The sequence below is a fragment of the Allosediminivita pacifica genome (assembly GCF_003054175.1).
GTDB lineage: Bacteria > Pseudomonadota > Alphaproteobacteria > Rhodobacterales > Rhodobacteraceae > Allosediminivita > Allosediminivita pacifica.
Genome location: NZ_QBKN01000003.1, coordinates 173960 through 186799, shown reverse-complemented (window position 1 = coordinate 186799; position 12840 = coordinate 173960). Strand labels below are relative to the sequence as shown.

The following is a 12840-nucleotide window of genomic DNA, read 5'->3' as shown; positions in this document are numbered from 1 at the left end:
TTACCCGGGATACCGGCATGGCAATCATACATTTGACGATAAAGGCCGAGTCCACGGGCGAGACGCTGCTTTCGGATTTCGAGCTGACGCTGCCGGTCGAAATTGGCCGCGAAGAGGATACCGACTACCTCCGCATCAGCACCGGTTCGGGCGACGTCTACGCCCTGAAGTGGACATGCCCCGAGGTCTCGCGTTCGCACTGCAAGGTTCTCGCCGCGGGAAGCGGTGATGCCTGGCTGCAGGACACGTCGCGCAACGGGGTGATGCGGCTGGACCATGACGGACGCAGCCGTCCGGTCGACAAGTCGAACGGGCTCGACCTGCCGTCGGGACAGCCTACCGGGCTGCGCATTCCCGGGCTCATGATGGAGGTGGTCGTCGGCGCGCTACCGGCGAATGAGGCTTCCGAGGCCGAAGCGCCCGCCCGCGAGGAACCACCCGCGCCGCCGCCCCCGCCCGAACCGCGCCACGTCCATCTTGCCGGGGGATCTGTTCTGTCGCTGTCGCAGGATGGCGGCGGGGATACCGACCTCGGCCACACCGCCATGGTGTTTTCGACCGGCCCGGCGGGGCTGAGCATCAAGACTTACCCGATGGCACTGGTCGAGGACCTGTTGGCACTGCCCCAGCGCGAGGGGCGGACGCTGGCGGGCGTCATCGGTGCGACCGAGGACGGCGTGCTGGTGCTGGCCCGTCCCGAAGGCGAGGCAACCCGGGTGAGGGTCAACCGCGGGGCTCTGGGCACGACACCACGGCCGTTGGGCAATCTCGACACGATCGAGATCGGCGGCGCGGTCTTCCGCGCCACCGAGGCGGGTCAGACGGTGCTCGTCTGCCAGAACTGCAACATGTCGAACGGCTACGCGCGGTCCGACAACTGCGCGCATTGCGGGACGCGGCTGATCAACGCCGAAACGCGGTTCCTCGTCGACCCGAGCTCTACAGAGGGTCGCGCCTGATGTTCCGGGTCACGATAGAGGCAAGCGACGGCGGTTCGGGCAGCACCCTGTCCGAAACGCGCGAGCTAGCCCACGGTGACAGCCTGATTTTCGGGCGCGATCCCGGCCCGGGCGGTGTCACCCTGCCGGGCCAGGGGGTGTCGCGCCGGCATTTCGAGCTTGTCGCCGACGCGCAGGGCCTGACTGTCACGGATCTCGGCAGTACCAACGGGACGCAGCTTGCCGGCGTTGGGCTCGGCAGTGCGCGCATCACGACCGGGCAGCGCATCAGTGCCGCGGACACCTCCGTCACGGTGCGCTACGAGGAGGTCGAGGCGCAGACCGCGCCGGTCGGGCCGCAATCGCGCTACATCACGCCTGCCACCCCCGAGAACAACGGGCTGCCGCCGGACATCCCCGCGCGCGGAACGGTTGACGTGTCGGAGGTGCATACCGGCGGGCGCCCTGTCTCGGAGATCGCCTATTGTGCCATCGGGGCGGGCATCGGGTCTTTCGTCTGGATCGACCACCTGCGCTGCTATGGCGTTCACGAGGACGACATCGTCGCCATCGGCCCCGAGGACATCCCCTACGCCACCTATGCGCGCTACTGCGCCAACAGCCAGATCCCCGATCATGAAAGGCTGCGGTCGAATTCGGCCTCCACACCCGACAATATCTGGGGTTTTCCGGGCTATGCACTGCGCGAGAGCGTGACGACCGGAAATCCGCGCTATGCCTTCCAGGTCTTCGGCGAACCCACGCTGGCCGAGAGCTACACGCCTCGCGCGGGCCGGGTCTTTCGCAGCTTCGATCGCGAGATGAAGCGCATCAACTGGAGCCGGATGTTCCGCAAAGGGCTGGTTCAGGCGCTGCGCAAGACCTCGGACGGGCGCTACGCCATCTATTGGCGCGCGAGCCGCGATGTCGTGCCCGAAGAGCAGCGCAATCAGGTCACGCTCGCGAAGATCGTGCATGTTTCGACCGGCTACCCGGCGACGCGCTTCGTCGACGATTTCCAGGATTTCCTAGGCCGGCACCCGGAAATGCGATCGCTGGTGGCCAATGCCTACGAGCCGCACGAACACATCTACCAGAAGATCGAGAGTTCGACCGAGCCGGTAAACATCATGGTGCGCGGGCGCGGGATCGTGGCGAGCCGCATCCTGCAGCGCCTCAGCGAGGCGCGCGCCCGAAATCCCAACATCGTCATCCTGCATTCAATCCGCAGCCCCATCCGTGGCCAGCAGGGCGCGAAATACGGCTGGGCGCGGCGGCCGGTGCGCGGGCACGTGGAACTGCAGCCCTTCAACTGGCCCAAGGCCTCGTGGGGGGGCGACGTGCGGCTGAAATACGAGAACGCGGACGCAGAGGAACGCGGTAGGATCCTCAGCCAGCTTGGCGGAACGACCACCGCGGAACGCTCGGACTGGATCGCCATCGGCGAGCGGGGCGGCGAAGAAGGCTGGTACCGGGCGATCTTCGGATCGGTGAAGCACATCGCGGTCCGGGGCGAGAAGCTCGGCATCGACATCAAGACACCCGACGGGTTCGACCAGAGCTTCGAGGCCGACTACCTTGTCGACTGCACCGGGCTGGTCGCGGACCTGTCGCGGTCGCTGTTCCTGGCCGACCTGCTCAACACCTACGAGCTGCCGCAGAACCACGCCTGGCGCGAGCGCGACGGGACGTGGCAGCCGGGGCCGCGCACGGGATTGGAGGTCAGCAATGCCTTCGAAATCGAGGGGCTGCGCAACGGCAGCGGCCGTGTCTACGCCGCGGGCCAGGTGACCGCCGGAGGCCCATACCTTGCCGTCGACAGCTTTCTCGGGCTGCAATACGCGGCGCTGCGCTCGGTCGACGACATCGGCGCCAACCGGTTGACCGCCATGCGGCCCATCGGGCCGGCGCGCTCCGCGATCCAATGGCTGCGCTGGTGCGCAGGCTCAACCCCCTGACCTGCTTGCGAGATCTGCCATGTTGCCCACCCTTCGCGGACGTATCGAGACCCGCCTCTTCCTGATCATCGTCGTCGGCCTGCCGGTCACCCTTCTCTACGCGCTTTTCGTGGGCGGGCTGCCCTACGACGGCGGGCTGCTGCTCATGCTTCTGGGGGTGCTTCTGGCGCTGCTGGTCGTGGGCGTGATCCTCGATCCGCTCTACATCCTGATCCAGCGGCTGCGCTGGGACCGCGACTGGCCCTTCGCCTATCAATTCTTCTTCTCGATCATCGAATTCGTGATCGTGCTGTCGCTGGCGTCGCTGGAGTGGATTCCCTGGCTGGACGAGTTCGCCTTTCAGCGGGGCGAGACCATTCGGCTGGCCAGCTTCCACTTCGCCTGGGTCTTTCTGATCGGCTTTGTCCTCCTGCTCGGGCCGCTGGCCGTGCTCTTCGTGCGCTGGCGCTACAAGGGCGGCCGGTTCGGGAGGCTTTGAGAAATGGCCCGCCTCGTACGCATCTGGATCCCGATCCATCTGGTGCTGCTGGTGATCGGGTGGATCCTTCTGTTCCGCGGCTCGGACCTGAGCCTCGATGCGGTCGCGGCACTCTGGCTGTTTTTCCCCGTGGGCGTCCTGGGCGCGATCATCGCCAATGCCACGGGCACCGGAGGCGGCGTGGTTTTCGTGCCGGTCTTTGCGGCACTTCAGGACGGCGCGATCATGATCGCGCCGGAGTTCCGCAGGCTGGCCGAGCTCGGGCCCAAGGAATCCGTCGCCGTCTCCTTTGCGATCCAGTGCTTTGGCATGTCGGTGGGCACGCTGACCTGGGCCTGGGCGATCTTCGTGAAGGATTCCTTGCCCTGGAAGGAGAAGGTGCCCGGAACGACGCTACAGGGCGTCGTCTTTGCGCCGCTGGCGCTGGGGATCCCGGTGCTGCTCTTCACCCAGATCTTCATCGTTCGGGCCGTCGACGGCGCCTCGCTGATCGCGTGGTTCAAGGTGGCCTCGCTGGCGCTGGGGGTCTTTTTGCTGGTCTTCACCTGGGTCCAGAGGCGCCAGCCCGCGAGCGAGCGGCGCCTGCACCTGACGCGCTTCGATCTCTACATGCTGTTGATCCTCGGCGCGGCGGGCGGCTTCGTCACGGCACTTTTTTCGGTGGGGATCGGAGAGTTCATGGCGATCTACCTGCTGCTGCGGAAGTACCCCACGCGGATCGCCATCGCGGCGGCGGTCTGGGTGTCGGTGATCTGCGTGATCACCGGGATCTGGTTCAACATCTGGGCGGGTTTCCTGCGCCCCGAGGTGGCGCTCATCGCAATCCCCGGCGCCATGCTGGGCGGCTTCATCGCACGGATCATCGCCGGGTGGCTGGGGCCGCTCTGGCTCAAGACGCTGGCGGCGCTCTGGATCACGCTGAGCGCCGTCTACCTGCTCGTGACATGACGCATCACGGCAGGATCACGCCCCCGCGCGGCTGGCTGACAGCCGGAGTTCGAGAGAGTAACGTTAGGTAAGTTTATTTGAGCCCGATCGCATAGGTTTCACAGATGACCGACCTTGAAGAGCTTTCCGACACGCAGTTGCCCCCCGGCGCGACGCTTGCGGACGGGCAGTACACCATCACCCGCTTCCTCGCCTCCGGCGGCTTCGGAATGACTTACATGGCGCAGGACCGGTTCGGCCGCGATGTTGTCATCAAGGAATGCTTTCCGGCGGGCCTGTCGCGGCGAACGCATGACACCCGGGTGCGGCCGGCCTCGAAAAGCAGCGAACCGACCTTCGAGAAGTGCATCGCGCTGTTCCTGCGCGAGGCCGAGACGCTTGCTGGGCTGAACTCGCCCCACGTGGTGAACGTGCTGACGGCTTTCACCGAGAACGGCACCGCCTACATGGTGATGAACTACGTTCAGGGGTCGGATTTCCAGACGGTCATCGATCGCTACCCCGAACGGCTGACCCCGGACTACGTGATGATGTTCGCGCATTACCTTCTGAGCGCCGTCGCGACCGTGCATTCTGCGAACATCCTGCACCGCGACATCAAGCCGGGGAATATCCTCGTCGATCCAGAGGGCAAGCCTGTGGTGATCGACTTCGGCGCGGCGCGGGTGGAGGCGACCAAGCAGAGCGTGAAGCTGTCGACCCTGCCGGTGGTGGCCGACGGCTATTCTCCGAACGAATTCTACATCACCGGGGTGGAGCAGGGCCTGGCGAGCGACCTCTACTCGGTGGCGGCGACCTTCTACGCGGCCATCACCGGACATGCGCCGCCGCCCGCGCCCGAGCGCAACCAGGCGCTGGCCGAACAGAAGACCGATCCGCTGGTGCCGCTGACCGGCAACCACCCCGGCTATCCGCCGGTTTTTCTCGCCTCGATCGACCAGACGCTGTCGCTGGCGCGGCGAGACCGGATCCAGAGTGCCGGAGAGTGGCAGGAGATGCTGCGCCCCGTGATGCCGGACACGATGGCCCTGGGTCAGAGCGTGGCGCAGAACTACGCCGCCGCGCACCATCCGCCCGCGCCGCCAGAGCCGATCCTGGGCAAGCTGCTGCTCGCCTCGGTCGCGGGGCTGGCGATCGGAGCGGTCGCAATGGCGGCGGTGTCGGGGTCGTTCGGAAGCCGATTGCCCGAGATCCCGACGGATGTGGCGGCGCTTCATGCTCGGGCGACGCAGGCCGAAAACGAGACCGAAGCCCTGCGCGACCGGCTGACGGTCGGGGCCGGGCAGCTTGCCGATGCAGAGAACCGCATCACCATCCTGTCGGCGCAGCTCGAAAACGTCCGCCAGCAGCGCGGCACCGAGGTCGCGGCACTGGAGCAGCGGCTTGCAGACGCCGAAACCGCCGCGCGAAAGCTGCAATCGCAGCTCGATGCCGCCTCGCTCGGGGAGACCCAAGAGGTGGCGGCGCTGCGCGATCAGCTCGACAAGGCGCAGGCGAACGGGAATACCTCGGATGCCGAACTGGAACGGCAACTGAGCGCAGAACGCAACACGAGCGCGGCACTGCGGCGTGAGCTTCAGCAGGCCCGCGACGAGGCGCAGGCCGAGATCGCGCGGCTGAACGCCCAACTGCGGCAGGCGCAGGGGCAGCAGGGGCAGGACGGCGCACGGCTGGTGCCGGCGGTCCAGCAGCAGGACGACCCCGGCCCCGCTGTGCAGCCCTCGGGACCCGCTGCCAGCCTCGCGGCCTGGCGGCGCGACACCTTCGGATCGCAGGTGCTGCGCGGGCATACCGAAGTGGTGCGCGCCGTCGCCTTCGACCCGCGCGGCGAACTCATCGTGTCGGGGGGCAACGACAACACCGTCCGCGTCTGGGACGCGGAAACCGGTCGGTTGCGCCAGACACTGACCGGACACGAGAAGGACGTGACATCGGTGGCATTCAGCCCCGACGGGCAGTTCTTCATCTCGGCGTCGGACGAGGGCCGGATCACGGTCTGGGACACCCGCCGCCTGACCCAGCGACGCAGCATCGAGACGGGCAATACCTTCGTGCAGTCGGCGGTGGTCGGCCCCGGCAGCGACCGGATCGCTGCCGGGTTGCCCGACGGGTCGGTGCGGATCTGGGGGCGCGAGGATGCGCCGCCGCAGGTCGTCGACGCGCACAGCGACTGGGTCACCGGGGTGGCCTTCAGTCCCGACGGCAACCTGATTGCCTCGGGAAGCTACGACCGGACGGTGCGGATCTGGGATGCACGGACCGAGGCGCTTCTGGCCGATCTCGGCGATGCCGAGGCCTGGATCACCTCGGTCTCCTTCGCACCGGACGGGCAGACGCTCTACGCCACGACGCAGGACGAGATGGTGCTGGCCTGGACCCGGTCAGGCGACACCTGGCGGCTGGCCGATGCGCCGGTCGCAGGCGTGACCAGCATCGCCGCCTCGCCGTCGAGCGAGTTCCTCGTGACGGGATCGGACGACAGTCAGGTGCAGCTGCGCGACCGGGAACTGCGCGTGCGCCGCGTGCTGGGCGGTCACGGAGACCAGATCCGTGCCGTGGCGGTGGGGCCGGGCGGCCGGCAGATCATCTCGGCCTCGGACGACGAAACGCTGCGCTTGCTGACGCTTGACCAATGAACGGAGGCAACCTGAGTTGAATCCAGAGCACTCCGCAAGGTTCTGACCATGAAACCGCTTGCTGCCACAGCCGCTTTCCTGCTTTTCACCGGGGCCGCTTCGGCGGACTGTGCCTCGGCGCGCGAGGCATGGGATGCCCAGGCCCCGGTCACCCCGGTGTCCGAGCTGATCCGCAAGGCGCGCGGGCTGCGGGACCTTGGCTGCGATCCCGAGGTGGTCCGGACCGCGCTTCAGGCAACCTCGTCACTGGCTGCACGGAGGGCGAGCTCACTGTTGCAGTCGGGGGAGGCCGAGCAAGCCGAGGCGCTGCTCGACAGCGCGCCGTTGATGCACTGGGAGGTGCTGGCGATGCGCGGGGCGCTGGCCACCCGGAGGGGCGCCTTCGACGAGGCGGCGCGGGCCTACAACCTCGCACTCGACACGCTGGGCGCGGCAGATGTGACTGCGCAGAACCCAGGGCTCGAGCCGGCAGTGCCGCGGCTTGTCGCGCTGGCGCAGGAAGCCATGCTGGTCAGCGGATCGACGCGGGCCACGATCCGTGTCGACGGCAGCGTGAGCGGCGTGATGCGGGCGCTTGAGCTCGGACTGCGTGGCGGGACGGAGGGCGACGCCTACAACGTGGTGGCCTCGGCCTCGGGCGGGATCGACCGCATCCTTCTACCGCTGCGTTTCGAGCCGGGCACCGACAGGCTGACGCGGGAGTCGGAGGAGGAGGCGCGGGCCCTTGCCGGCTACCTGCGCGGCCTGCCGTCGGGCATCCCGCTGCGGATCGTCGGGCATACGGACGCCGAGGGACCGAGCCTTGAAAACCGCATCCTGTCCCTCGAGCGTGCCGAGGCGGTGCGGGATTACCTTGAGGGACGCGGTGTCGGGGCAGTCATCCGGGTGGATGGGCGGGGTGGTGAGGACCAGCCGCGCATCCTGGAGCAAGGCATTTACACGCCGGAGCAGCAGCGCCTTATCGCGCGTCGGATAGAAGTGATTTTTGAAAATGAATAGCAGAGCTCTTTTGGCCGCAGCGGCTTTGGCCCTGTTTGCGGCGAACCCTGCCCGTGCCGATCAGCATGCACTGGTGGTGGGCATCAACGAATACGCCGCCTTCCAGCCCTACTCGGCAGGCATGCCCCGTGGACAGCCCTACGATCTTCTGGGCGCCCGCAACGATGCCGAGACCGTGGCCACGGCGCTGCGTGCGGCCGGTGTCGAGCTGGCCGAGGATCGCGTGCTGATGGACGAGGGCGCGACGGTGCAGGCCTTTCTCGATGCCTTCGAGCGGCTGAAGGCCGCGGCCGACCCCGGCGACACGCTGATCGTGACCTTTGCCGGGCATGGCGCGCAGGAGCGCGAGGCCTCGGAGCCATACGACGAGGACGACGGGCTCGACGAGATCATCATGTTCCACGACTTCGATCCTTCGCGTCCCGGAACGGGTCGGCTGTCGGACGACGAGCTGCGCACACTGATGCAGGGCGCGTCGGAATACCAGGTGGTCTGGGTCTTCGACTCCTGTCACGCGGGCGGGCTTGTGCGGTCGGCGGCCTTCACGGTGTCGCGCTTCGGCGGGATCTTCGACGGGCTGCCGGATCCGAGCCTTGCCAACGTGCCGCCAACGCCCGACAGCGAGAGCTTCGAGGGCCTGCCCCACCTGACGCAGATCCTCGCCACTGCGAGCGAGGTGCTACGGATCAACGAGACCGAGATAGACGGCAAGATGCACGGCGCTCTGTCGTGGTATTTCGCCGAGGCGCTTTCGGGGGCGGCGGACACGGACGGCGACAATGCCCTGAGCCGCGGGGAGTTGGCGTCTTTCCTCGAACAGCGGGTCTTTGCCCGGATGAACCAGAGCCAGCAGCCGCGGCTTTTCCCCGAGGGTGACGACCAGCGGGTCCTGTCGCTGACGGCGGCGCGCGACACGCGACCACAGGCGCCAAGGGCGCCCGAGCGCGTGTCGGTCAACTTTCTCGGCGCGCTGCCGCCGGGGCTCGATCCCGAGAAGATCACGCGCGTACCGACAGGGGCGGTCCTGACCTTCGAGGAACAGGGCGCCGGGCTTTGGGATGTCTACAACCACACCGGCGACCGCATCACGAGCGTCAGCGCATCGACGGGTGAGAACCGCTCGGACGACTGGCCGAAGGAAGCGGACGCGCTGGTGGCGCGGGCGATCGGCCTCGCGACGCTGGATTCGCTCACCGTGGCCTCCGAACCGCCGGTGTCGATCACCGCGCAGCATGGCAACGGCACGCTGTCGCTCGGACAGGAAGCGAGTTTCGACTTCGTGCCGCCAAGCGAGGCGAAGCCCTATCTCACGCTGTTCAACGTGGCCGCCAACGGCAATATCCAGCCGCTCTTTCCCGAAAGGCCGGGCGGAGGGCTGGTGGCGTCCGAAGGGATCTCGGCCACCTTCGCAGTGGTGCCGCCGACCGGGGCGGACCAGCTCTATGCCGTGGCCTGCCCCGAACCGGCAGAGGACCTGCACCGGGCCTTGCAGGCGGGGGCCGGCAAGCGGATCGACCCGGCGCTGACCGACACGATCCGAGGGCGGGACTGCCAGGTGGGCTCCATAGGGCTTTACACCCAGAATTGAGCGCGCGGGTCAGGTCCGAAGCGTCGCGAAGGAGGAAGCATTACACCCGCGCGAGTGTCCGGCTGGCAAGGCGCTGGTAGTAGGGCATCGTTTCTTCCACCAATTCGCCGACACGACCTGTCACCTCGGGCAGCGGCCCCTCGGCCCCGGCAAAGCCTGTGCTAGCGTGCAGGCTCTTGTACCAGTGCGGCGCCCAGACGCCGTCGCAACCCTTGGGACCGGAGGGCCAGGAGAGCATCGCCGGATCGAAGGGAATGCCGATCGCCTCGCAAAGTGCGCGCAGCATACCCTCGGGGTCTTCACGGATGTCGGCGCTGTCGATGACGACGGGTTCCTGGCCCATGGCCTTCACCTCGTCGAAAAGCTCGGCCTGGAGGTCATAGCCGAGGTCGGTCGCGACGGTCTCGGGGTATCCCTTGAGAAAGCTCGAGGCGACGCGGGCGGGATGCCGGATCAGGAAGACGTTGACGCAGTCGGCCATGAAGTCGCGCGGCATGCCGGGGATCATGTGCTGGCACATTTGCTTCTGGTAGAAATGCGCCTTGCCGCCCGGGGCGGGCCCGCGCAGCTGGTCCTGCACGGTTTCCGCATCCTCGGGGCGCGAGGCCATGATCTCGTCCGCCATGGGGTGGGTGAGGCCCGTCATGCGCAGGTAGGGGCCGTAGAACGGCTCGTCGATCACTGCGCAGTCGGCGCGCTGATCGAAGGCGTACATCATGGCCGAGGAGAGGTTCCGCGGCCCGCTCCACATCGCGATGTTCATGGGGCGGCGTCCTTCTTGACGAGATCGTAGTAGAGGCCCCGGATGCGTTCGGTCATGGGGCCAAGCTCGCCTGTGCCGATGGTGCGGCCGTCGATGTTGCTTACAGGCGTCTGCGCGCCGAAGGTGCCTGTCAGGAAGGCCTCGTCCGCGCCGTAGGTGTCCACGAGCGAGAAGTTGCGTTCGTACACAGGAATGCCATCGGCACGACAGACGTCGATGACCTTCTGCCGGGTGATGCCGTTCATGCAGTAGTCGCCGGTGGAGGTCCAAACCTCGCCCTTGCGGACGATGAAGAAGTTGCAGGCGTTGGTCGTGTTCACGAAGCCATGCACGTCGAGCATCAGCGCCTCGTCCGCGCCGGCCTTTTCGGCGGCGATACAGGCAAGGATGCAGTTCAGCTTGGAATGCGAGTTGAGCTTGGGGTCCTGCGTCATCGGCAGACCGCGCAGGTGCGGCACCGTGGCAAGGCGGATGGGGCGCGGCAGCGCGGGGCGCGAATGCTCCATGATGATCACGACCGTGGGGCCGGAGCGGCTGAGCGCGGGGTGCTGGAAGGGCCGGGCCTTGACGCCGCGCGTCACCATCAGGCGCGCGTGGGCGTCGGTTTCCATGCCGTTGGCCTTGCGGGTTTCCTCGAGCGCCGCGATGACGCCGTCGCGGTCCATGCCGATGTCGAGGTCGACGGCCAGCGACGCCTCGAACAGGCGGTCAAGGTGGTCGTCGAGAAAGGCCCAGCGCCCCTCGTAGAGCCTCAGCCCTTCCCAGATCCCGTCACCCAGCATGAAGCCGGAATCGAAGACGCTGACCACCGCTTCGTTGCGCGGTTTCAGCGTGCCGTTGACCCAGATGAGGACCTCTTCGTTGCGAGCGTCTTCCTGAGCCTGATGTGTTGTCACCTGATCCATGCCTGTTGCTCTAGGCCCGGCGCGGGCGTCACGCAATCTCACCATGGGGTGAAAGCGTGTCGCAGCGCTTTGACACGAGGCCGAGATGCTCCACGATCAGGCAAAATGGAGGTGGAAATGCGTATTATTGCAATGACCCTGATGGCGCTCGCCACGCCAATGCTGGCCGCGCAAAGGGCTTCGGCGGCCGAGATCGTCGTCGCCGGCGGCTGCTTCTGGTGCGTGGAGGCCGATTTCGAGAAGGTCCAAGGGGTCTCCGAGGTCGTCTCGGGTTACACCGGCGGCACGGTCGAGGATCCGACCTACAAACAGGTCGTGGCCGGCGGCACCGGCCACTACGAGGCCGCGCGGATCGAATACGATCCCGATACGGTCAAGGCTCGGCAGCTTTACGACCTGTTCTTCCGCTCGGTCGATCCTCGGGATGCGGGCGGGCAGTTCTGTGACCGCGGCAACAGCTACCGCACGGCGATCTTTGTGGACGGGCCCGAGGAACGGCAGGCGGCAGAGGCCGCCAAGGCCGAGGCCGCGCAGGTGCTGGGGCAGGAGATCGTGACGCCGATCCTGCCGCTGGAGGCCTTCTACGAAGCCGAGGACTATCACCAAGACTACTACAAGAGCACCGAGAAGACGCTGACGCGCTTCGGCTACGTCGACCGGGCGGACGCCTACGCGCGGTATCGCGCAGCCTGCGCCCGCGACGAACGCGTGCGCGAGCTCTGGGGCGACGCCGCGCCCTTCGCGGGCAGCTAGAACCTGAGGTCCTGCACCTCCTTGAGGTCGGGAATGACATCGGCGGTGCCATGGCGCGTGACCATGAGCGCCGCCGCCCTCTGGGCAAGGACCAGCGCCTGCGCCATGGGCAAGCCGCGGTCGAGGCCGGCCAGCAGGTAGCCCGTGAAGGTGTCGCCGGCGCCGGTGGTGTCCACCGGCACCACGGGAATGGCCGGGAAGTGGCGCGACGTGCCGCTGTCGGTTTCGATCCAGCGGCAGCCATCGGCGCCCAGCGTGACGACCACGTCCCGCACGGGCAGCGCTTCGGGGGCGAGGCCGGTCGCCTCTTCAAGCTGCGCCCCCTCGACGCTGTTGAGGACGAGAAGATCGAGAAGCGGCATGACCGCCTGCACGGCCGCCGCGTCGAACGGCGCGGCGGCATAGGCCACGCGCAGCCCCTGACGCGAGGCGATCTCGGCCGCCTCGCGCTGGCAGGTGGTCTCGTTCTGGAAGAGGAAGAAATCGCCTTCCCTGGAGGGTTCCAGCGCCTCGGCCAGATCGGCCTCGCGCAGGGCGGTGTTGGCGCCGCCGTGCAGGAGGATCGTGTTCTCGCCCGCGTCGTCGACCGCGATGACGGCGTGCCCCGTCATCTCAGGCAGCGTCGCGATGCGGCGCGTGTCGACGCCATATTCCATGAGCCTGTCCACCGCCCAGGCCCCATCGGGCCCGACTGCGCCGATGTGCACGACGCGCGCGGCAGCCCGCGCCGCCGCCACCGACATGTTGGCGCCCTTTCCACCGAGGCCCTTGGAGATCTCGGTTGTCGAGATCGTCTCGCCCGGGGCGGGCAGATGCGGGACGCGGTAGACGAGATCCGCATTGATCGAGCCGAGGTTGTAGATCGTCACGTGAA

The 12840-nt window shown here is 67.3% G+C and carries 11 protein-coding genes; 8 read left to right on the top strand and 3 right to left on the bottom strand.

All coding sequences use genetic code 11. From position 1 onward, the window contains the following. Positions 1-17 precede the first annotated feature (17 nt). From C8N44_RS03675 to C8N44_RS03645, 7 genes are all read left to right on the top strand, one after another. Entirely contained in the window at positions 18-959 is a 942-nt protein-coding gene (locus tag C8N44_RS03675) for a hypothetical protein (RefSeq protein ID WP_107974813.1), read from the top strand. After that, positions 959-2896 carry an FHA domain-containing protein gene (locus C8N44_RS03670; RefSeq protein WP_107974812.1) on the top strand — a complete coding sequence of 646 codons (1938 nt, stop codon included), beginning with the start codon at positions 959-961 and terminating at the stop codon, positions 2894-2896. The genes C8N44_RS03675 and C8N44_RS03670 overlap by 1 nt, the downstream gene beginning before the upstream one ends. 19 nt (positions 2897-2915) lie before the next feature. Next, entirely contained in the window at positions 2916-3374 is a 459-nt protein-coding gene (locus C8N44_RS03665; protein WP_107974811.1) for a hypothetical protein, read from the top strand. A 3-nt stretch (positions 3375-3377) separates the two neighbouring features. Further along, positions 3378-4322 carry a sulfite exporter TauE/SafE family protein gene (locus C8N44_RS03660; protein WP_107974810.1) on the top strand — a complete coding sequence of 315 codons (945 nt, stop codon included), beginning with the start codon at positions 3378-3380 and terminating at the stop codon, positions 4320-4322. A gap of 104 nt (positions 4323-4426) precedes the next feature. Further along, positions 4427-6958, top strand: a complete 2532-nt coding sequence (locus tag C8N44_RS03655) for a serine/threonine-protein kinase (protein WP_107974809.1) — start codon at positions 4427-4429, stop codon at positions 6956-6958. Between the two features lie 48 nt (positions 6959-7006). Continuing rightward, positions 7007-7957, top strand: coding sequence for an OmpA family protein (locus C8N44_RS03650; RefSeq protein WP_107974808.1), 951 nt, complete (start codon positions 7007-7009; stop codon positions 7955-7957). Further along, entirely contained in the window at positions 7950-9545 is a 1596-nt protein-coding gene (locus tag C8N44_RS03645; protein WP_107974807.1) for a caspase family protein, read from the top strand. Before C8N44_RS03650 ends, C8N44_RS03645 begins: the two co-directional genes overlap by 8 nt. A 40-nt stretch (positions 9546-9585) precedes the next feature. Here C8N44_RS03645 and C8N44_RS03640 read toward each other — a convergent pair whose 3' ends face one another. Then, the gene (locus C8N44_RS03640) at positions 9586-10308 is read right to left on the bottom strand and encodes a sulfotransferase-like domain-containing protein (RefSeq protein WP_107974806.1); all 723 of its coding nucleotides are present in this window, start codon (positions 10306-10308) and stop codon (positions 9586-9588) included. Next, positions 10305-11213 carry a D-amino acid aminotransferase gene (locus C8N44_RS03635; RefSeq protein ID WP_107974805.1) on the bottom strand — a complete coding sequence of 303 codons (909 nt, stop codon included), beginning with the start codon at positions 11211-11213 and terminating at the stop codon, positions 10305-10307. The genes C8N44_RS03640 and C8N44_RS03635 overlap by 4 nt, the downstream gene beginning before the upstream one ends. Before the next feature lie 117 nt (positions 11214-11330). Here C8N44_RS03635 and msrA point away from each other — a divergent pair, with 117 nt between their 5' ends. Next, positions 11331-11966, top strand: a complete 636-nt coding sequence (msrA, locus tag C8N44_RS03630; RefSeq protein ID WP_188758621.1) for a peptide-methionine (S)-S-oxide reductase MsrA — start codon at positions 11331-11333, stop codon at positions 11964-11966. Here the strand turns inward: msrA and C8N44_RS03625 are convergent. After that, positions 11963-12835, bottom strand: a complete 873-nt coding sequence (locus C8N44_RS03625) for a ribokinase (protein WP_107974803.1) — start codon at positions 12833-12835, stop codon at positions 11963-11965. The genes msrA and C8N44_RS03625 overlap by 4 nt on opposite strands. Positions 12836-12840 lie beyond the last annotated feature (5 nt).